The sequence below is a fragment of the Flavobacterium sp. 20NA77.7 genome (assembly GCF_031326205.1).
Lineage (GTDB): Bacteria > Bacteroidota > Bacteroidia > Flavobacteriales > Flavobacteriaceae > Flavobacterium > Flavobacterium nakdongensis.
The window spans coordinates 307,551-328,211 of the sequence record NZ_CP133721.1 but is presented as its reverse complement, the minus strand read 5'-3'; the positions used below and the strand labels follow the sequence as shown (position 1 = coordinate 328,211).

Sequence of the window (20,661 nt, the reverse complement as noted above, 5' to 3'; positions counted from 1 at the left end):
TTTGATTTATAATTTATTAAAATAAAAAAGCCCCTTTCGGGGCTTAAATTAATTTTTAATAACTTTCTTAATGGTTTTGATAGCATCTGAAGAAGTGACTTCTACAATATAAACGCCATCAGCATAAGATGTTAAATCTAATTCTACAGAAGAAAGTGTTGGCTTTTTAACTAGTATTTGATTGCCTAACAAATCATATAATTTTACTTCAGAAATTGAATCATTTGATTGTGATTGAATAGTAAAAATACCATTTGTTGGATTTGGATAAATAGCAAACTCTTCATTCTCAAATGATGCAGCCGATAAAGCAGCTACAAACTCTGTGGTAAACGTATTAGTTATAATTGCAGGGTTGTAATCAAAATATATAGACGCTGCATTTGGAATAATATCCCCTACTGCATATCCTGGTTTAGGTTTAATTTTGAAAGTTACATATCCTTTACCAATAGTAGTATTAGCTACTGAAACGGGCAATTGAATATTATTAAATTTCCAATTCAATTCTCTACCCACTCTATCTAATTCGTAAGCGTGGCTAGAATTTATCATTGTTAAGGTAGTTTCATCTAATTTACTATTTAACATGTCGTTTACACGAATATTAATTGCACTGGCGTTACCTGTATTTTCAAAACGAATTGTATAATACAAATAATCATTTGATGTAAAACTTGAATATAAAATTTGTGGCCCTCTAGATTCCATTTTATCATTTGGATCGTAAGCATTCACTACTAATTGCGTTAAAGTATTACTATTATTTTCAAGCACGACATCACCCGTTGTAGGAACAATTGAAGCTTGACTCACTAAATAATCTCCAGCATTAACTGTTGGAATTGTTGGCACAGCCATTATTACATCAATTATTCGGACTTCAAAAGGTAATAAATTTGTGAAGTTATACGTGAATCCTGTAGGTGTACTAGTTGTTGCAGGATTTGTAGAAACAATAGATACTGCTACTGGTTTTGTAAATGTAACTGTTCCAGAGGCAATTGTTTGATTTCCTAGATTTGTATACACTATTCTATTGATGTAATTAAATCCGGGTCTTGGTGCATTAAATGGCACAACAGCTACACCTATATCATTATAATTTTGAACCGAAGTAACAGGAAAATAATAAGTGGTCATTCCAGCTCCTGTTGGTGTTAGATTTAAAAATTGTGAAGGATTTACGTTATACATCGCTGCATAGGATGGGTTTACTACATAAGACACATCATATGAATTAGTTGGTACATTATCATAAATGCTAAACATTCCTGTTGGTGCAATTACATTATGAACTACTCCATTATCATTCTTTTCATAAGTGAATTTACCTAATGGGAAATTAATCTCGCCAGAATCTTTAGTTCCATTATTATTTGCATCTAAGAAGGCATTAAATGAAAAACCAGTACAGTTAATAACGCCTGTTGTAGTAGACAAATTATTAATAGTGATAAAACCATTTTGATTAGAAAAATTAGTTACCATCATTAAATAATATTGTCCCGCTTGTGCATTTTGAATATATGGATATTCTGTAGGAGAAGCAGAATAACTACAACTAACAATGTTAGCTGTGCTCACTAAATTACAGCTTGTAGTGCCACTTGTAAATGGCCCGTATACCACGTAATCAATATCCAAATTATTATAACTTGGCGCATTATTTCCTTGTGTTACTACTAAATTAATATTTCCAGAAGTACTGATTGGCAAATAAAACCATGTTGGGTTCGGTGTTGAACCTAAACATCCTGCTGAACCAGTACTTGCTGCACTTATCGTATTAGAAAAAGGAATCCCTAATGAATTACACAATAAATTAGCATTTGCACAAGATGAAGCCAAATTACAATTAGATTGCGCGAAAACTGTTCTTGGATATATTTTATCACATTCATTAGCAATAATTTCTCTAATAAAAATAGTACTATTTGATGCTGAAACAGGAACTACAAAATTAGTAGCTGGTGTTAAGGGATTTACTTGGTTTTGTGCAGCAGTTAAAGTTGGATAATACACTAAGACATTATTTGTATTAATTACTGCTTGTGAAGTCGTTAAATCAAAAATTACTTGTTGGTCGTTATTATCATCACATTGCACCATAGGATTTAATGCTGGCATAACTTGATAATCAACAGCATTTATTGTAAAACCACTAACTTGCATCATATTCCCAGATGAAATCTCTGTTACTCTTGAATAAACTGTATATGTACCTTGATTTACACAATGTGGACTCACTAGTGGATTAACACCTGAAACTGCATCGGCTTGAGAAGAATGATAAGTTACTGTATATTGATTTGATGGCTGATTTGCTAAAATTACAGGCGTATTAGTAGCTAAATCAAAACAACCAAAACCATTCACCACACAATTTGTCATGTTTTGAGGCTGACCAAATTGTGGCGGGCAAGGCAAAGTTGTAAAAGTAACTGACGTGCTTGGATTGCTTATTACGTTTGTCGCACAAACAGCTACAATTTGAATCGAACAAGTAACTCCACATGGAAGTCCAGTTAGAACATAAGGACTTGTTTGAGTTGCAAAAGTACCAGCTGTTACACCATTCATAAATAATTGAATGTTATAATCAGCAGATGTAGTGTTTTGCACCCATGAAATTGTTGCAGAATTATTTGTTATTCCTGAAACAAAAACATTGCTAGGGGTTGTGCATTGCGCATATAAAGAAGTTATAACCGCATTTAAAAGCACTAATAATAAAAGTATTTTTTTCTTCATTTTAGGGAGTTTAATTTTCTAATTGAAATATTAAGTGGCTAAATATAAGTAAATTATCTATAAAAAAAACATCTTTGTTAAAAAACAAGATTAAATGAAAAAAAAACCTATGAAATACACCTTTTCTGTGCTAAAGTGATATAAACAAACATAAAAATCAAAAAAGCCCTACCAAGTCTGGAGAGCTTTTCATTGGTCTAACTACTAAACCGCGCCTATTTCTAGGCTAAACAACACAACTATTTTTGATGCTTTTTTTGGGCAAAAAAGCATTCTGATTTCTCAGAATGCTTCCCAAATTTTAGCGGTCTGGACGGGACTCGAACCCGCGACCCCATGCGTGACAGGCATGTATTCTAACCAACTGAACTACCAAACCTTGCTTTAATGCGAGTGCAAATATAGAACACTTTTTTATATCTACAAACATTTTTCTGTAAAAAACACTAAAAAGCAATATTGAATTAGCCAAACTTCTGTTTTTCAACTAAATATGTAGTAATTATTTTTTCGAAATTTTCTCCTACAGAAACAGGAACATATTTTATTTGATAAGCCGTGCAATTTTGTTGAATAGTATAAAAATATTCATGCATGGCTTTTTCATAAGCTTCCTTCGCATTTTCTGCAAACAAATTAATTTCTTCTCCCGTTTCTGTATCAATAAATTTTCTAGGTGTAGAGTCAAAATCGAAAAGAAATTCGGTTTTTTCATCATACACATGAAACAAAACAACCTTATGCTTATTGTGTTTTAAATGCTGTAGTGCTTTAAATAATTTATCTTGATCTTCTTTAGACGTATTTTTTTGAAACATATCTGTAAAAAGAACAATCATAGAACGACGGTGAATATTTTCTGCAATTTGATGTAAAAAAGAAATAGAATCGGTTTGCTTTGACTTTTTAGAAGTTGTTAATAATTCTTCAAATTGATTAAGCAACATGCTATGGTGGCGCTCACTTCCTTTTTCGGGCGCATAATATTCATATGTATCAGAATAAACACTTAAGCCCACAGCATCTCGTTGTTTTTTTAATAAATTCATCAAAACCGCCGAAGCTAAAACAGAAAAACCTATTTTATTTTCATAAAAATTTTGTTGCGCTTGTAATTGCGGATAATGCATTGATGATGAATTATCTATAATTAAATGACAACGCAAATTTGTTTCTTCTTCATAGCGTTTGGTATACAATCGGTCTGTTTTAGCAAATAATTTCCAATCAATATGTCTTGTGCTTTCTCCTTGGTTGTATGTTTTATGCTCTGCAAATTCGGCCGAAAAACCGTGAAAAGGAGACTTGTGCATACCCGAAAGAAAACCTTCAACTATTTGATTAGCTAAAAGTGCTAAATGCTTAAAACTTGCTATTTTTTCAATTTGGGTATCTAAATTCATAATTTCAAAGGTAACAAAGATTTTTTATTTTATGCAAATGGTGAAGGGCAAATGGAAAAAGATGATAAATAAAAAAAAGGCTCAACTCTCGTTGAACCTTTCATTTTTTTCTTTTTTAGCTATTACAACAAAGCATCGATAGCGTCTGTATATGTTTTCTTAGGAGCCACTCCTACTTGTCTTCCTACAACTTCTCCTTTTTGGAACACCAAAACGGTCGGAATATTTCTTACACCATATTTAGCTGCAAATTCTTGATTTGCATCAACATCTACTTTACCTACTATTGCTTTGCCTTCATATTCTGTTGCGATTTCATCGATAACCGGACCTACCATTCTACATGGTCCGCACCAAGCTGCCCAAAAATCTACTACTACTGGTTTGTCTGATTGTAATACCACTTCTTCAAAAGTAGCATCTGTAATTGCTAATGCCATATATATTTTTGTTTAAAAGTTTAATGTTTTTTAAATATTATTAATGCAAAGATAACTAATTATTTTTTTTGAACTTATACGTTCTATTTGTTTTAACTATTTACACATCATTAAATTTTATGTGCTACTTAATTTAATTTAAAATGGATTTGTTTTTTTTCTAATTCTTCTAAAAGAGGCCTTGAAATGGCAATTTTTAATTTTCTAGAGGGCATTTCTAATTTATTTTTTATAATCGTTTCCTCAATTTCTTCCAGTTGACTTTCAACAACTAAAATCTCTGAACTTTCTTCTTCATCTGAAATAAATTCTTCATCAAATTCAGCTTTTCGTTCTACTTGACGCTTTACTTTTTCTAATTCAAGAATTTCAAAATTCACATTAAATTCTCCTTGATGTGTTTGAAATAAATCTTTTAATTGCTGCAATAATTGTTCTTTTAACTCTTCTATTGGGAGTTGAATCGTTAATTTTTTAGCAAAATCTCGCAATACATCCTGTAAATATTGCGCGTGGGTAAATACTATTTTTGGATCTGATTTTTTTCCTGTTTCTCTGTTTGTCCAACCTTCTTTTATACCTACTTTCATGTACACAAAAGTATTTTGAACCAAAAAATGTCGGAATTTTAAATATTCCTCATCAAATATTCTAAACTCATGAGACTCGTCATACCCATCTATTGTAAATTTAGCCCAACCTTTACCATTTTTAGCTGTCAAATGTTGCACATCGTTAACAATTCCTCCAAAAGACAAATTTTTACCTACTAAACTTTCTAATGACTTGAAGGCTTCTAATCTTGTATTACAAAAATATTTCATTTCAAATTTGTAATCATCTAAAGGATGGCCTGAAATGTAAATCCCAACAACTTCTCTTTCTCTAGCCAGCTTTTCCATAGTATTCCAATCTTCACATGGAGGCACAACAGGTTCTGGAATTTGCACATCTGCCGCTTCACCAAAAAGACTTACTTGTGATGAATTTTCATTTTCTTGATATTTTGCTCCATATCGCATTGCTTTTTCAAGAAACGAAATTCCATCACCTTCAGTGTGAAAATATTGAGCTCTATGCGTTCCTTCAAAACAATCAAATCCTCCTGCTAAAGCTAAATTTTCAAAAGCTTTCTTGTTAGCCGCACGTAAATCTACTCGTTTTGCCAAATCAAAAATAGAACGGTACTTAGCCTCTTTTCTTCCTTGTACAATTGTTTGTACAGCTCCTTCACCTACACCTTTAATGGCACCCATTCCAAAACGAATAGCGTTGTTATCATTTACTGTAAATTTATAAAATGACTCATTCACATCTGGTCCTAATACTTCTAATCCCATTCGTTTACATTCTTCCATAAAGAAAGAAACTTGCTTGATATCATTCATGTTATTTGAAAGCACAGCTGCCATATACTCTGCTGGATAATGGGCTTTTAAATAAGCCGTTTGGTAAGCAATCCAAGCATAACAAGTAGAATGTGATTTATTAAAAGCATATTGTGCAAATGCTGTCCAGTCTTTCCAAATTTTTTCTAATTTATCTTCTGGATGTCCTTTTTTAACAGCCCCTTCAATAAATTTAGACTTCATTTTTTCAAGCACATCTAGCATTTTTTTACCCATTGCTTTTCTTAAAACGTCAGCATCACCTTTCGAAAAATCTGCTAATTTTTGGGACAAAAGCATTACTTGCTCTTGGTAAACGGTAATGCCATAGGTTTCTGCTAAATATTCTTCACAGGCATCTAAATCATACACTATAGACTCTTCCCCGTTTTTACGCTTGATAAAACTTGGAATGTATTCTAAAGGTCCCGGACGATATAATGCATTCATCGCAATTAAATCTGCAAAAACTGTAGGCTTTAATTCCTTCATATATTTTTGCATTCCTGGGGACTCATACTGAAATATACCTACTGTTTCACCTCTTTGAAATAATTCATAGGTTTTTTTATCGTCTATAGGAAAATTGTCTGGATCTAAGTCAATTCCTTTTTTATATTTTACTAATTTAACAGTATCCTTTATTAACGTTAAAGTTTTTAGTCCTAAAAAGTCCATTTTCAACAGACCTGCACTTTCTGCAACTGCATTATCAAACTGAGTTACATACAAATCGGAGTCTTTTGCAGTAGTTACTGGTACAAAGTTTGTAATATCATCTGGTGTAATGATTACTCCACAAGCGTGAATACCCGTATTTCGTAAAGACCCTTCAATAACTTTTGCTTGTTGAATGGTTTCTCCTGACAAATTACGTTCGCTTGCGATACCTATTAATTCTTTAACTCTATCAAATTCTTCGCTACGAAGCACTTTTTTTACTTCTTCCTCTTTTTCTGATAAAAATCTTGCTAAATTCCATTTTCCTGGCATCATTCCTGGAATTAATTTTGCTAATTTATCTGCTTCGAAAAGCGGTAAATCTAAGACCCTTGCTGTATCTCTAATAGCAGATTTTGTTGCCATTTTACCATAGGTAATAATTTGCGCCACTTGATTAGCTCCATATTTTTGAATAACATAGTCCATAACTCTACCTCTTCCTTCATCATCAAAATCAATATCAATATCTGGCATAGATACCCTATCTGGATTTAAAAACCGCTCAAAAAGTAAATCATATTTAATGGGGTCAATATTTGTAATTCCTAAACAATAAGCAACGGCAGAACCAGCGGCAGAACCTCGTCCCGGACCTACAGATACTCCCATTTTACGAGCTTCGGCAATAAAATCTTGTACAATTAAAAAATACCCTGGATAGCCCGAATTACTTATAGTTAATAATTCAAAATCTAAACGTTCTCTAATCTCTTCTGTAATTTCACCATAACGTTGTTCGGCTCCTTTATAGGTTAAATGCCTTAAATAACTATTCTCTCCACGCACACCTTTATCTGTTAAGTCTTCTGCCACTTGAAATTCTGCAGGAATATCAAATTTTGGAAGCAACACATCTCGTGACAAGGAATAAATTTCGATTTTATCAATAATTTCTTGAATTGAAATAATAGCACTTGGTAAATCAGCAAATAGCTGTTTCATTTCATCTGCCGACTTGAAATAATATTCTTGATTAGGTAATCCGTATCTATAGCCTCTACCTCTACCTATAGGTGTAGCTTGTTTTTCGCCATCTTTTACACACAATAAAATATCATGTGCATTTGCATCTTCTTTAGCTATATAAAAGGTGTTATTAGTTGCAACTAACTTAATAGCATGTTTTTGTGAAAATTGTATTAAGGTTTGATTTACAGCATCTTCATCTTGTTGATTGTGACGCATAATTTCTATATACAAATCTTCGCCAAATTGTTCTTTCCACCACAACAAGGCTTCTTCAGCCTGATTTTCGCCAACATTTAGAATTTTATTAGGAACTTCGCCATATAAACTTCCTGTTAAAACAATGATGTCTTCCTTATATTTTTGGACAAGATCTTTATCAATTCTTGGCACATAATACATTCCTTCTGTATAAGCATAAGAAGCTAGTTTGGCCAAATTGTGATAGCCATTTTTATTTTTCGCTAAAAAAACGACTTGATAACCATTGTCTTTTTTAGTCTTATCTAAACGGTTTTCACATACAAAAAATTCACAACCTACTATTGGTTTGATTATGGTCTCTGTTTGTTCTTCTCCTTTTTCGATGGCTTCTTTATTTTTTAATTCTGCCGTTTTATTATGTGTCAAGATACCACTTACAAATTGGAAAGCACCCATCATATTACCAATATCGGTTAATGCAACTGCTGACATTTTATGCTTTACTGCATTTTGTATTAACGCTGGAATAGAAATTGTTGATTGCAGAACAGAAAACTGAGAATGATTATGAAGATGAGCAAAAGAAATGTTTGTTAAATCTATTCGTTCTTCCGAACTTAATTTAATTCCTTCGGATAATTGCTCTTTTAATTTTTGTTTTAAAGCTTCAGAAGCTGTTTTTAAGTTACTATGTTTTAATCCTATGGGCTGTATAACTGAAGCATTTTGTTCTTTAAATCTTCTATAATAATCTGCATCAACTGGCAACTCGTTTTCGGAAAAAGTACCGCGTTTTACTAATTCTAAAAAACAACGAGTTGTTGCTTCCACATCGGCAGTAGCATTATGAGCTTCTGAAAATTTTTGTCCAAAAAGATATTCATGTAACTCTGTTAAAGTAGGTAATTTAAACTTTCCTCCTCGCCCTCCTGGTAAACGCAATAGCTCTGCGGTAGTTTCAGTACAGGTATCCAAAACATTCATGCCCAATAAAGGCGTTTGTAGTCCTGCTCTGTGAAATTCACAACCCATAATGTTAATATCAAAACCAACATTTTGTCCCACCACATAAGATGCTTTTGACAAGGCAACATTAAATTTTTCAAGCATTTCGGTTAACAAAATACCTTGAGCAGTTGCTAAATCTGTAGAAATACCATGCACTTGTTCGGCATCGTATGGAATATTAAACCCTTCAGGACGTATTAAATAATCTTGATGTTCAACTAAATTACCCATTTCGTCATGCAATTGCCAAGCTATCTGTACACAACGTGGCCAATTATCAGTATCTGTAATAGGTGCAGACCAACTTTTAGGTAATCCCGTAGTTTCCGTATCAAAAATTAAATACATAAGGCGTCAAAAGATATTATGATTAAAAAAAAATCCTAAAAAAAGGAAGTTCTCAAAAATACAATTTTTCTTTTTTTGAGCCAATTTTAGTTATTAACAAAAACAAAAAACCACTTCATTTTGAAGTGGTTATGGTATATTTTCAAGTATGTATTAAAAAACGGGTATTTGATAAAAAACACCTTTATTGTAGTTGATGACTTCTCCGTCTTCATCTTCAGCATTAAGCCTAAATGTTCCTGTAAATGTTCCGGGAGCCGTACTTGGTTTAATAATAACTTGTCCATTTCCTATACTCACCCCAGTTTCATAATGTTTTGTGATACCGTTTAGAGTGTAGGTATAGGTTGCATATGAATTTGTATCTACTCCTAATGTATATGTTCCTGGGTTTGGAGAAGGCAGCGTAAGTGTTACAATTTCATATGAAGAATAAGCACTAATTGTGATTGAACCATTAGAATTGTAGTTTACTTTTGCATCTTTAGCTCTCCAAAATACGTTGTCTTTTTCTGCTTGAAAAGAAGGTGTGCTTGTTTTTATTTCTTGTTGACAAGAAAGAAACACAAACAAAACGGCAACTAGAGAGAATAACTTTTTCATTTTTTGTACTTATTTAAAATCAAAAATAGCATTATTTTTTTAATTTCAATTATTTTTTAACTGTTTTTCAAATTAATAATTTCCTGACTCGTTAGAAATCTCCAATTTCCTCTTGGTAAATTTTTCTTAGTCAAACCCGCAAACATCACTCGATCTAATTTAATAACATCATATTTTAATTGTTCGAAAATAGTTCGTACAATTTTCACATTCGCTGTTTTCATTTTTACACCAATTTCACTTTTAGGCTGATTTTCGATATAGGTAATTTCTTCTACATATACTTTATGCCCGTCAATGTGAATTCCATTTTGGATTTTCTCTAAATCTTCATATTTCAAGTTTTTATCTAATGATACTTGATATAATTTGGAAGAACGTTGATTTGGCGAAGTAAATTTTTTCACCATTTCTGTATCATTTGTGAAAAGAAGCAATCCTGTTGTAGTTTTATCCATTCTTCCCACAGGTTCAATCTTTGATTTTGTTGCGCTATATACTAAATTCAGCACATTTGTTGCGCCTAATTCGTTCTTTTCTGTAGAGAAATTTTTAGGCTTATTCAACAAAATATATTCTTTTTTTTCAGGTGTAATGACTACTCCATCGAAATTGACAACATCCGTAAGCTTTACTTTATAGCCCATTTCTGTAATCACTTCTCCATTTACTTTTACATTTCCACTCTGAATGTAAATATCTGCATCTCTTCTACTACAAACTCCCGAATTTGCAATATATCTATTTAAACGCAATTCGTCAGATTCCTTTTTGGGTGTAGCTTTTGGTTTATCTGTGGTTTTAGTAAATTTTTGAAAAGGCTTTTTATCTTTAGAAAAAGATTTTGCCGTTTCTGTTTTTTTAGGTTCCGAAACTTTTCCTTTTCTTTTGTCTCCAGATGCTTTTCTCATAGGTTTTATTTTTTTGCAAAAGTACTTGTTTAAAATTAGAATTTAGAGTTTAGAAATCAGAATCTTTTTTTTATTTGGACAAAAAAGCTATTTCTATTAGCCCTATATTACTTTTTAAGCAATAATTTTTGTCCGTTTTCAAGAACAGTTGGTTTAATTAGAATAATACAAATTACACCTGCAACGAGAATTAATTTTAGTAGAATGTGCAATTTTATGTAAGCTGTCTTTTGGCTTGCACACCATAATTTCCATAGGAAAAAAAGCAAGAAAAAATAACTGCAATAAAAATAGGTATCCATGTAACCTACCTCATAAATGGTAACTAAAAAATAAACAGGAACTAGTGTTAAAGCTAATAAAAATGTGATACACCATTTAGTGAATCTTTCGCCAAAAATAACTGGTAATGTTTGGTAATCATTACTTAAATCTCCTGATATATTTTCTAAATCTTTAATCATTTCCCTTATTAAAATAATAAGAAACAAAAAGGTGGCATGTACAAAAATTACCTGATAAAAATTTTTAAAATACAACAAAATCCCAAAAAAAGGAAGTACCGCTAAAAGAGCGGCGGAAAGATTACCTATTGCTACATATTTTTTCAACCTATGTGAATAATACCAAAGCAAAAAAATGTAACCGGAATAAAAAATGGCAGCTCGCCACGATACAAAAAAAGCCAATAATGCCGAAATAAAATTAAGCGTAAAATAAACTTGTAATTGGGTTTTTTGACTTACCAAACGGTCTAAATAGGATTTTTTTGGTCGGTTAATGATGTCTTTTTTTGCATCATAAAAATTGTTGATAATATACCCTCCAGCAATGGCAAACGTAGAAGCCATTACTAATAAAAACAAGCGCCAATCTAACAAAACGTCAAGTGCTCTTTTTTCGGGAGCCAAAATATAAATAGCAGCTAAATACTGTGCCAATGCAATAACAAAAATATTGTAGCCACGCACTACAGAGAAAAAACTCAAGATTTTAGTGAGCAGTATTTTGGTTTTGCGATTGAGCATGGAATTGGTTTCAAGATTAAGGTTTAAGTTTAACGAATAAATTGAAATAAAATTCCTAAACTTGAAATTTTGATTTTAGAATTGATATACAACTTCTAATTTATAGTCTTTTAATGCAACTTTTGCTTTATCTAGGTCTTCGGTAAAACCTAAGATATAGCCACCACCGCCAGAACCACATAATTTTAAATAATAATCGTTAGTATCAATTCCTTTTTGCCAAACTTGGTGGAACTGTTCTGGAATCATTGGTTTGAAATTATTTAAAACTACTTTTGATAATTCTTTTGTGTTTTGGAATAAATTTTTAACATCACCATGCAAGAAATTTTCCACACATTTATCCGTATATTTAATGAATTGAGATTTTAACATATTACGGAAACCTTTGTCTTTTAAGTTTTCCATAAATATATTTACCATAGGCGCGGTTTCACCTACAATTCCTGAGTCAATTAAAAAAACGGCTCCTTTCCCAGAAGTAGATTGACTTGGAATACCAGTTGGTTCAATATTATCTTTGGAATTAATTAAAATAGGCAAACTTAAATAGCTATTTAACGGATCTAAACCTGAACTTTTGCCGTGGAAAAAAGATTCCATTTGAGCAAAAATAGATTTTAATTGCAGTAATTTTTCTCGAGTTAAATTTTCTAGAACAGTGATTTTATCATATGCGTACTTATCATAAATGGCTGCTACTAAAGCGCCACTACTTCCTACTCCATAGCCTTGAGGAATACTAGAATCAAAATACATTCCGGCATTAACATCCTTTTGCAACGCTTCTAAATTGAAAGAAACCAATGAAGGCTGATTCTTTTGCAATTGCTGTAAATAAACCGTGAACTTTACTAAACTTTCATTTGATTTTTTAGCTTCTTCTGAAGGATTAGCATCTGTTTTTAATGCCCCGTTATAGAAATTATAGGGAATAGAAAGACCTTTTGAATCTTGTATAATTCCATATTCTCCGAAGAGTAATATTTTTGAATAAAAAAGCGGTCCTTTCATTTTTTAGTTTACAGTTTACAGTATTTAGTAATCAGTTGTTTTGTGTAAAGATACAAATTATTTTAAACAAGTGGCACCTTTCCCAATTTCATCACAAATATACTGACCATTTTCACAATAGCCAACTAATTCATCTTTAATAAATTGCAACACTTTCTCTTTTACATTATTTGGATATAAAACGTGTACATTCGCACCTGCATCTAATGTAAAACAAACAGGAAACTTAGTGTCGTTTCTAAACTGCCAAATTTTGGTAATAATTTCAAGCGTATTAGGTTTCATTAATATAAAATAAGGCATGGATGTCATCATCATGGCATGTAATGTCAATGCTTCACTTTCAACAATTTTAATAAAGTCTTCAATTGCACCTTCCTTTAAAATTGTGCTTAATGCAGCTAGGTTGTCGTGTGCTTGCTCAAATCTTCGTTCGGCATAAGGATGCCCATGCATTAAATCATGTCCAAGTGTGCTCGATACCACTTTTTCTCCTTTATCTACAAGCAATATAGTGTCTTGATACTGTTTGAAATTTTCATGTAACGATTCAAATGCTACACCAAACAAGTCGGAACTTGCTTTTATACTTTGGTTTTCTCCCCAAGTTACAACCTCTCCTTTTATACTTCTACAAGCACTTCCGCTTCCTAGACGTGCTAAAAAAGAAGCTTTTGCATAAAAATAATCGTCTGAAATAGCTGGAACAAGCGCTTTTTCAAGACTCATGATATTCATTGCTAATGCCGCCATTCCTGATGCAGATGACGCTATGCCTGAACTGTGAGGAAATGTGTTTTTTGTATCAATTACTAAATGAAAATTTTTCAAATAAGGACAGAACCGTTCTATTCGTTCTAAAAATTTTTGAATTTTTGGTTTAAACTCTTCTTTAGGTTGCCCTTCAAACAACAAATCAAAAGAAAACGATTCATTCATTTCTTTTCTTTTTACCTCTACGGATGTGATCGTTTTACAATGCTTTAAGGTAAAACTAATTGATGGATTAGCTGGAATTTGCTCCCCGTTTTCTTTTTTACCCCAATACTTTACTAAGGCGATATTGCTTGGCGCACTCCACGCAAAAGCAGTTTTATCTATGGTAGAAAAATTTGTTTGTATAAAATCTTGTTCTGTGAACATCGTTGCAATTTTTGACAAAGATAAAAAAGGAAAGTAAGAACTTAGAAATCAGAAGCAGAAGTTTTACTATCTTTGATTAAAATTTTAAAGAAATGCAAAAATACCTTCGAATTATTTACTGTGTTACAATTTGTTTAGTTGTTGGATTTTTGTCTGGAAAGGTCACACAATCGTCTATAACTACTTGGTATCCGACACTTGTAAAACCTATATTTAATCCGCCAAATTGGATTTTTGCACCGGTTTGGACAACGCTTTACATTTTTATGGGAATTGCAGCAGGGTTAATTTGGAACGAAATTAATTCGAAAGAGAAAGAAGTAAAACAAGGCTTGAAATTTTTTGTTATTCAATTGGCTCTTAATGCATTGTGGTCGTATTTATTTTTTGGCCTTCAAAATTTGTTTTTAGCAGCAGTTGAAGTCATTTTACTTTTATTAATGATTTATGAAACCTATGTAAAATTTAAACCCATTAACAAAAATGCGGGTTATTTACTCCTTCCTTATATAGCTTGGGTTTCTTTTGCAAGTATATTGACTTGGAGTATTTGGTTTTTGAATAGATAGGTAGGTTGGTTGCACAAAGTAACTCAAAGTAAAGGCAAAGTTTCGCTAAGTTTTTTATACTATTGAGATTAAGAAACCTAGTGTTCTTGGTGAACAATTAGGGTACTTTGTGGTTAAAGAAATTATTTTATAATATTTTCAGCAATAATAAACCCTCCCGTCCAAGCATTTTGAAAGTTGAATCCACCTGTAATTGCATCAATATTTAGTATTTCGCCTGCAAAAAAGAGGTTAGGTAAAATTTTACTTTGCATGGTTTTGAAGTTGATTTCCTTTAAATCAATACCACCTGCGGTTACAAATTCTTCTTTAAACGTACTCTTACCATTCACTTGATAGGTTGCTACTGTAAGTTCTTCGGCTAATTTGTTGAGTTGTTTTTTAGTTAAATCGGCCCATTTCGTTTCAAAAGAAATAGTAGCAGCCTCTAAAATACTTTCCCAAAGTCGTTTTGGCAACGCAAAAGGAGAAAATTTAGCACAATTTTTCTTGGCATTTTCTATTTTTAATTCTTGAAGCATCGCCAAAACCTCATCAAAATTTTGGTCTTTTAACCAATTAATTTGAATGGCAAATTGGTAATTTGTATCAAATAATTCTCGAGCTCCCCAAGCAGAAAGTCTCAATATGGCAGGACCACTCATTCCCCAATGCGTAATTAATAAGGGCCCAGAAGCGACTAATTTGCTGTTTTTTACTTTTACCGAAACCTCAGCAGAAACACCCATTAAATCTTTTATTCGAGCATCTTTGATATTGAATGTAAAAAGTGATGGAACTGGTGAAACAATAGTATGTCCTAATTTATGAAACAGTTCCCAAATTTTAGGATTACTACCCGTTGCTATAACTAATTTTTTCGCTTTATACGAATTGTTTTGTGTTTCTATTTTCCAAATTTCTCCATTATGAAATAACGACTGAACGCTTTGAGAAGTAATGACTTGTATACCTAATTTTTGAACTTCTTTTTCAAAACAATCTATAATAGTTTGCGAAGAATTTGAAACAGGGAACATTCGGCCGTCTTCTTCAATTTTAAGTTGGACAGCATGTTTTTCAAACCATTCTATCGTATCTCCCGAGCAAAACTGATGAAAAGGGCCTTTCAGTTCTTTTTCACCTCGCGGATAAAACTTAACCAAATCATTTGGCACAAAACAGGCATGAGTTACATTGCAACGACCACCACCAGAGATTTTGACTTTAGACAAACATTCTTTTCCACGTTCTAAAATAGCAACACGAAGTTTCGGATTTTTTTCTACTATATTAATAGCTGAAAAAAATCCGGCTGCACCTCCGCCAATAATAATGATGTCGAAATGATTCACACGTTATAGATTACCTAATTATTTGACTTATTATAACGTTTCTTTCAACCATTTAAAAAATTCCCCTTGCCATACTAAAGCATTTTGTGGTTTTAATACCCAATGGTTTTCGTCTGGAAACAATATAAACTTACTCTTAATTCCTTTTAATTGCGCCGCTTGAAATGCTTCTTGACCTTGTCCTATTGGCACACGATAATCTTTCCCCCCTTGAATAATTAGTATCGGGGTATTCCAATTGTTTACTAACTTAATAGGATTAAATTCGTTGTAGGTTTTTTGCGCTGTTTTATTCTCTTTTTCCCAATAGGCACCACCTGCATCCCAATTTGTAAAAAAGACTTCCTCTGTTGTGCCATACATACTTTCTGTATTGAAAATACCACAATGAGAAATAAATGTTTTAAACCTATTTTTATGAATTCCTGCTAATTGAAATACCGAATAGCCACCATAACTAGCACCCACAGCACCTAAACGGTTTTTATCTACATACGATTCTTTAGTGATATCATCAATGGCTGACAAATAATCGTCCATGACTTGTCCGCCCCAATCTCCCGAAATTTGTTCGTTCCATTTTACACCATGTCCTGGCATACCTCTTCGGTTTGGTGCCACTATAATGTACCCTTGCGAAGCCATTAATTGAAAATTCCAACGAAATGAATACGATTGCGTTAAAGCACTTTGTGGTCCGCCTTGACAATATAAAAGCGTTGGATATTTTTTTGTTTTATCAAAATTAGGTGGTAAAATAACCCAAACCAACATTTTTTTTCCATCTGTGGTCGTTACCCATCTCTTTTCTGATGTACACATTCCGATTTTTGCATAGGCTTCATCATTTACATGTGTGAGTTGATTCCAATCTTTCTTTTTTAAATCAAAAGAAAAAATCTCTGCTGCATGGTTGTGATCTGTTCTTGATACTACTACTGAATTTTCAGTAAAACCAACAATTCCATTAACATCAAAATCGCCATCTGTAAGTTGAATTACTTTATGTGCATTTTTAGAAACTCCAATATATGCAACACTAAAGAGTTGTTTTGTGCCTTTTACAGGAGCTATAAAAAAGACTTCATACCCATCTTTAGACCATACAAAACTATCAACAGTACCGTCCCAATTTTCGGTTAAATTAACATCAATAGTATTGTGTCTTACTATAATATCATTTTTATCCGCTTCAAAACCATCGCGTTTCATTTGCAACCAAGATAATTCACCCAAAGGTGAAAAAAGAGGATGTGTGTCGTATCCTTTATTAGTAGGTGTTAAATTTACTGTTTTACCAGTTGCTAAATCATATTCATATAAATCGGTATTTGTGCTTTTTGCATAAGCCGTTCCGGCTAATTTTTTACATACATAAATGATTTTTGTACCATCGGGCGACCAAGTATAGTCTTCATCTCCTCCATGTGGTTTTTGAGGAGCGTCATAAGGCTCATCAGGCATAATATCAAATTCTTTACCCGATACCAAATCTTTATAAAACACATGATTATGCGTGCCATCATTATACGTATCCCAATGGCGATAATCTAATTCTGAATATACTTGTGCGGTTGTTCTAGTTAATTCAGGATACAAATCTGTTCCTAATAATTTTTCCACTTTTACCGCTTTATCAAATATTTTTTTGGTTCCGTCTTTTGATACATTTTTATCGTGTATTAACCCTTCCGCAGAAACAATTTGCACCGCCTTGCCTCCATTTACAGGTATAGTATACGTAGTAGAGACAATTTTATTTTCTTGAATGCTTGGAATGCCTACTTTAAAAAGTATGTTTTTGCCATCTTTGGTCATTCCCAATGGATTAATTCTGCCTAACTGCCAAAGTTTTTCTGGCGTTAAAATCTCTTGTGCGGATGTAGTAATACTAATCATACTGATAACGAGTAAAATATATTTTTTCATTTTTAAAAAATTTAAATACGATGCTAAAAGTAGTACATTTTTAAAAAAAAATGTGTATTTTCACACACAAATAAATTTATTTACACAACATAGTACTTTTATTAAAATCAAATTTTACACATGAAAAACAATAAGCTTTTCTTACTCATCATTATAGCACTACTTGTTGGTGTAGTTCTTGGGGGCATTATCCATTATCAATTTCCTGATGCTATTCCATCTTTTTCTAAAAACATTAAATTACTAGGTACAATTTTCATTCGTTTGGTACAAATGATCATTGCGCCATTGGTTTTTTCTACTTTGGTTGTTGGGATTGCTAAAATGGGCGATATGAAAATGGTGGGTCGTGTAGGAGGAAAAGCGATGATATGGTTTCTATCTGCCTCTTCCATATCGCTATTATTAGGTATGCTTTTAGTTAATTTCTTTGAACCAGGAAAAGGTACAAATATTGATTTGAGAGACACGTCAGGAGCTAAAGAATTGGTTGAAAAAACCCATGAATTTTCCTTAGAGGAATTTGTTAATCATGTTATTCCAAAGAGTTTATTTGAAGCATTTGCACACAATGAAATTCTACAAATTGTTATTTTTTCCATATTGTTTGGACTTGCATTAGGTGCATTTAGCAAAAAAGAAGCCAAGCCTATCATTAAACTTTTAGATGCTGTAGCTCATGTGGTACTAAAAATGGTAACTTATATTATGTGGACAGCACCTTTAGGTGTATTAGGAGCTGTAGCTGGTGCTATTGCAAAACATGGTTTTGAAGTGTTTACGTTATATGCAAAATATTTAGGTGCCTTTTTAGTTGGCATTCTTGTTCTATGGATTGTTCTATTGCTTTTAGGCTATTTAATTCTTGGCAAACGATTGTTTACTTTATTACAAAGAATAAAAAGTCCGTTATTAATTGCGTTTTCTACCACGAGTAGCGAGGCGGTATTTCCTAAAATGGTAGAAGAGTTAGAACGTTTTGGTTGCCAACCAAAAATTGTTTCGTTTATTTTACCTTTAGGTTATTCATTTAACCTTGACGGGAGTATGATGTACATGACTTTTGCAAGTATTTTTATTGCTCAAGTGTATAATGTTCCGCTAGATTTAGGTGAACAAATTACGATGTTATTAATATTAATGCTCACCAGTAAAGGTGTTGCAGGCGTGCCAAGAGCCTCTTTAATTGTAATCGTAGCAACCTGTGCTATGTTTGGAATTCCTCCTGAAGGTATCGCCTTAATTTTACCAATTGACCATTTTTGTGATATGGCAAGAAGTATGACAAATGTGTTAGGAAATGCTTTGGCTACAAGTGTAATTGACAAATGGGAAACCAAACCAGAGCGACATGAAATTTAATTTTAACACTATTATTCAAGCTGTAGAAACAGACCAAAAATTTAAATGGACACAGCTTTTTAACCCTGAATTTTACATTACATTAGAATATAGTGGCGTTCCTATTGGAATTTACATGGTACTTTTTATTGTATTTGCAGAAACAGGCTTATTTGCTGGCTTTTTTTTACCAGGAGATAGTTTACTTTTTTTATCGGGTATTTATGCTGAAAAATTAGCTGCACCCTTACGCTTTATTCCAGATACCTATTCTGACGTTACCGTAGTAGCATTAGCCATAGCATTAGCGGCAATTATTGGAAATATTTTCGGATATTGGTTTGGTGCCACAAGTGGAAGAGGCTTATATCAAAAAAAAGATGGCCTTTTATTTAAGAAAAAATATTTAGAACAGTCACAAGTATTTTTTGAAAGACATGGTGGAAAAGCTATTGTTTTTGCCCGTTTTTTACCAGTAGTACGAACATTTGTACCTATTATTGCGGGAATTGTACACATGAAGAAAAGCAAGTTTATGCTTTATAATGTTATAAGTTCGCTACTTTGGTCATTTTCTCTTGTTTTTGCAGGTCATTTTTTATATGATTTATTTTTAACCAAATTTAATATTGACCTCAAACAACACATTGAAACTATTGTATTACTACTCATTGCCATTACTACCTTTCCACTAGTGATGAAAGCGATAAGAGCAAGGAAGAATAACTAATTGAAAAGTGAATAATAAAAGACAATAAAAAAACCAGCACGAGATGCTGGTTTTTTGTTTTATTATTTTTGTTCTTCTGATTGTTTTCTTAATGTGCGACTATACTCATATTTGCATAACTTAAATCCTAAAAACAATCCCAAACTAAGCCAAAACAGATAGCCTACTATTTCAATCGGTATTACTGAGTTTAAAATATTTTTATTGAGAATATCCAAAAAAAGATTAATCATAAAGAACACTGTTAATCCTTTATCTAAATCGCTAAATCGCTTCCAATAATTTTTCATGCCTTTCTTTTTAAAATAAACTTCATTAATTCCGAAAAAATGAATACAATTAATGCAATTCCGCCTACAAACAATACAGGGACAATAATATTTTCAAGGTATTTTCTAAAAAACATTTTGGCAATCAAAACTACACCGCATATAGCAATTGAATAATTTGAAGCCTTTGCCCAAAACTCTATTTTTTTCATTGTTATTTTATTTGTCTAGCAAAAGCTAGGTTTGTTTTATTAGGGTTTAACCCTCAGCAAATTCTGCCGACTTTACGGAGCGGGGCTATCTGTTAGATGACATATCCGCGCCATCAGGGTCGCTGTTTTTTGTTTTCACTTTGTGGGCACGGATTAAAATCCGCGCTATAGGGTATTTATTTTATGTTAAAAATATCCTTAAATATTTGAATTAAATCCATTTTACCCAAAAGCCCCATAATACCTACGTAAACAAAACCAACACCTCCGATGTAACCTTTGAAATTTGTATTTGACATAGGAGAAGGTTTTTTATAAACATAATACAATATATATATGCCTAA

At 32.4% G+C, this 20,661-nt stretch carries 17 protein-coding genes and 1 tRNA gene; 3 read left to right on the top strand and 15 right to left on the bottom strand.

The features are described from left to right. Positions 1-48: 48 nt before the first annotated feature. The 10 genes from RF683_RS01435 to mvaD all read right to left on the bottom strand — a co-directional run bounded on the left by RF683_RS01435 (position 49) and on the right by mvaD (position 13,933). Entirely contained in the window at positions 49-2,754 is a 2,706-nt protein-coding gene (locus RF683_RS01435; protein ID WP_309532454.1) for a DUF7619 domain-containing protein, read from the bottom strand. 305 nt (positions 2,755-3,059) lie between these two features. Further along, positions 3,060-3,133 (bottom strand) — tRNA-Asp (locus tag RF683_RS01430). 85 nt (positions 3,134-3,218) lie between these two features. After that, positions 3,219-4,157, bottom strand: a complete 939-nt coding sequence (locus tag RF683_RS01425; protein ID WP_309532453.1) for a DUF58 domain-containing protein — start codon at positions 4,155-4,157, stop codon at positions 3,219-3,221. Positions 4,158-4,279: 122 nt separating this feature from the next. Further along, positions 4,280-4,597 carry a thioredoxin gene (gene trxA / locus RF683_RS01420; RefSeq protein WP_309532452.1) on the bottom strand — a complete coding sequence of 106 codons (318 nt, stop codon included), beginning with the start codon at positions 4,595-4,597 and terminating at the stop codon, positions 4,280-4,282. Between the two features lie 128 nt (positions 4,598-4,725). After that, positions 4,726-9,234 (bottom strand): DNA polymerase III subunit alpha, encoded by a 4,509-nt coding sequence (dnaE, locus tag RF683_RS01415; protein ID WP_309532451.1) that lies wholly within the window; start codon positions 9,232-9,234, stop codon positions 4,726-4,728. Between the two features lie 153 nt (positions 9,235-9,387). Further along, positions 9,388-9,837, bottom strand: coding sequence for a DUF6252 domain-containing protein (locus RF683_RS01410; protein WP_309532450.1), 450 nt, complete (start codon positions 9,835-9,837; stop codon positions 9,388-9,390). Positions 9,838-9,893: 56 nt separating this feature from the next. Continuing rightward, positions 9,894-10,748, bottom strand: a complete 855-nt coding sequence (locus RF683_RS01405; RefSeq protein ID WP_309532449.1) for a pseudouridine synthase — start codon at positions 10,746-10,748, stop codon at positions 9,894-9,896. 107 nt (positions 10,749-10,855) lie between these two features. Continuing rightward, on the bottom strand, positions 10,856-11,776 hold the full coding sequence (locus RF683_RS01400; protein WP_309532448.1) for a geranylgeranylglycerol-phosphate geranylgeranyltransferase: 921 nt from the start codon (positions 11,774-11,776) through the stop codon (positions 10,856-10,858). A 75-nt stretch (positions 11,777-11,851) separates the two neighbouring features. Then, positions 11,852-12,790: a mevalonate kinase family protein gene (locus RF683_RS01395; RefSeq protein WP_309532447.1), complete on the bottom strand. Its 939-nt coding sequence runs from the start codon at positions 12,788-12,790 to the stop codon at positions 11,852-11,854. A gap of 57 nt (positions 12,791-12,847) precedes the next feature. Further along, the gene (gene mvaD, locus RF683_RS01390; protein ID WP_309532446.1) at positions 12,848-13,933 is read right to left on the bottom strand and encodes a diphosphomevalonate decarboxylase; all 1,086 of its coding nucleotides are present in this window, start codon (positions 13,931-13,933) and stop codon (positions 12,848-12,850) included. A gap of 92 nt (positions 13,934-14,025) precedes the next feature. Here mvaD and RF683_RS01385 point away from each other — a divergent pair, with 92 nt between their 5' ends. Continuing rightward, positions 14,026-14,502 (top strand): TspO/MBR family protein, encoded by a 477-nt coding sequence (locus RF683_RS01385; protein WP_309532445.1) that lies wholly within the window; start codon positions 14,026-14,028, stop codon positions 14,500-14,502. 122 nt (positions 14,503-14,624) lie between these two features. Here RF683_RS01385 and RF683_RS01380 read toward each other — a convergent pair whose 3' ends face one another. After that, positions 14,625-15,836 carry a BaiN/RdsA family NAD(P)/FAD-dependent oxidoreductase gene (locus RF683_RS01380; protein WP_309532444.1) on the bottom strand — a complete coding sequence of 404 codons (1,212 nt, stop codon included), beginning with the start codon at positions 15,834-15,836 and terminating at the stop codon, positions 14,625-14,627. A 30-nt stretch (positions 15,837-15,866) separates the two neighbouring features. Further along, positions 15,867-17,765 carry a S9 family peptidase gene (locus RF683_RS01375; RefSeq protein ID WP_309532443.1) on the bottom strand — a complete coding sequence of 633 codons (1,899 nt, stop codon included), beginning with the start codon at positions 17,763-17,765 and terminating at the stop codon, positions 15,867-15,869. 120 nt (positions 17,766-17,885) lie between these two features. On the opposite strand from RF683_RS01375, the gene RF683_RS01370 reads away from it, so the two are divergent. Both RF683_RS01370 and RF683_RS01365 read left to right on the top strand, forming a co-directional pair. Then, a complete protein-coding gene (locus RF683_RS01370) occupies positions 17,886-19,127 on the top strand; it encodes a dicarboxylate/amino acid:cation symporter (protein WP_309532442.1) in 1,242 nt (413 codons plus the stop codon). Then, a complete protein-coding gene (locus RF683_RS01365; RefSeq protein WP_309532441.1) occupies positions 19,117-19,836 on the top strand; it encodes a DedA family protein in 720 nt (239 codons plus the stop codon). The genes RF683_RS01370 and RF683_RS01365 overlap by 11 nt, the downstream gene beginning before the upstream one ends. 62 nt (positions 19,837-19,898) lie before the next feature. On the opposite strand, the gene RF683_RS01360 is transcribed toward RF683_RS01365, so the two are convergent. The 3 genes from RF683_RS01360 to RF683_RS01350 form a co-directional block, all read right to left on the bottom strand. Further along, a complete protein-coding gene (locus RF683_RS01360) occupies positions 19,899-20,126 on the bottom strand; it encodes a hypothetical protein (RefSeq protein WP_309532440.1) in 228 nt (75 codons plus the stop codon). After that, the gene (locus tag RF683_RS01355; RefSeq protein WP_309532439.1) at positions 20,123-20,317 is read right to left on the bottom strand and encodes a hypothetical protein; all 195 of its coding nucleotides are present in this window, start codon (positions 20,315-20,317) and stop codon (positions 20,123-20,125) included. Before RF683_RS01355 ends, RF683_RS01360 begins: the two co-directional genes overlap by 4 nt. Before the next feature lie 176 nt (positions 20,318-20,493). After that, entirely contained in the window at positions 20,494-20,616 is a 123-nt protein-coding gene (locus RF683_RS01350) for a hypothetical protein (protein WP_309532438.1), read from the bottom strand. Positions 20,617-20,661 lie beyond the last annotated feature (45 nt).

Excerpts from the sequence above, each read along its gene's own strand:
- RF683_RS01405 (WP_309532449.1), bottom strand. The coding sequence starts at position 10,748 with ATGAGAAAAGCATCTGGAGACAAAAGAAAAGGAAAAGTTTCGGAACCT.
- RF683_RS01425 (WP_309532453.1), bottom strand. The coding sequence starts at position 4,157 with ATGAATTTAGATACCCAAATTGAAAAAATAGCAAGTTTTAAGCATTTA.
- RF683_RS01350 (WP_309532438.1), bottom strand. The coding sequence starts at position 20,616 with ATGTCAAATACAAATTTCAAAGGTTACATCGGAGGTGTTGGTTTTGTT.
- RF683_RS01365 (WP_309532441.1), top strand. The coding sequence starts at position 19,117 with ATGAAATTTAATTTTAACACTATTATTCAAGCTGTAGAAACAGACCAA.
- RF683_RS01395 (WP_309532447.1), bottom strand. The coding sequence starts at position 12,790 with ATGAAAGGACCGCTTTTTTATTCAAAAATATTACTCTTCGGAGAATAT.
- RF683_RS01410 (WP_309532450.1), bottom strand. The coding sequence starts at position 9,837 with ATGAAAAAGTTATTCTCTCTAGTTGCCGTTTTGTTTGTGTTTCTTTCT.
- mvaD (WP_309532446.1), bottom strand. The coding sequence starts at position 13,933 with ATGTTCACAGAACAAGATTTTATACAAACAAATTTTTCTACCATAGAT.
- dnaE (WP_309532451.1), bottom strand. The coding sequence starts at position 9,234 with ATGTATTTAATTTTTGATACGGAAACTACGGGATTACCTAAAAGTTGG.
- trxA (WP_309532452.1), bottom strand. The coding sequence starts at position 4,597 with ATGGCATTAGCAATTACAGATGCTACTTTTGAAGAAGTGGTATTACAA.
- RF683_RS01400 (WP_309532448.1), bottom strand. The coding sequence starts at position 11,776 with ATGCTCAATCGCAAAACCAAAATACTGCTCACTAAAATCTTGAGTTTT.
- RF683_RS01355 (WP_309532439.1), bottom strand. The coding sequence starts at position 20,317 with ATGAAAAAAATAGAGTTTTGGGCAAAGGCTTCAAATTATTCAATTGCT.
- RF683_RS01435 (WP_309532454.1), bottom strand. The coding sequence starts at position 2,754 with ATGAAGAAAAAAATACTTTTATTATTAGTGCTTTTAAATGCGGTTATA.
- RF683_RS01370 (WP_309532442.1), top strand. The coding sequence starts at position 17,886 with ATGAAAAACAATAAGCTTTTCTTACTCATCATTATAGCACTACTTGTT.
- RF683_RS01360 (WP_309532440.1), bottom strand. The coding sequence starts at position 20,126 with ATGAAAAATTATTGGAAGCGATTTAGCGATTTAGATAAAGGATTAACA.
- RF683_RS01375 (WP_309532443.1), bottom strand. The coding sequence starts at position 17,765 with ATGAAAAAATATATTTTACTCGTTATCAGTATGATTAGTATTACTACA.
- RF683_RS01385 (WP_309532445.1), top strand. The coding sequence starts at position 14,026 with ATGCAAAAATACCTTCGAATTATTTACTGTGTTACAATTTGTTTAGTT.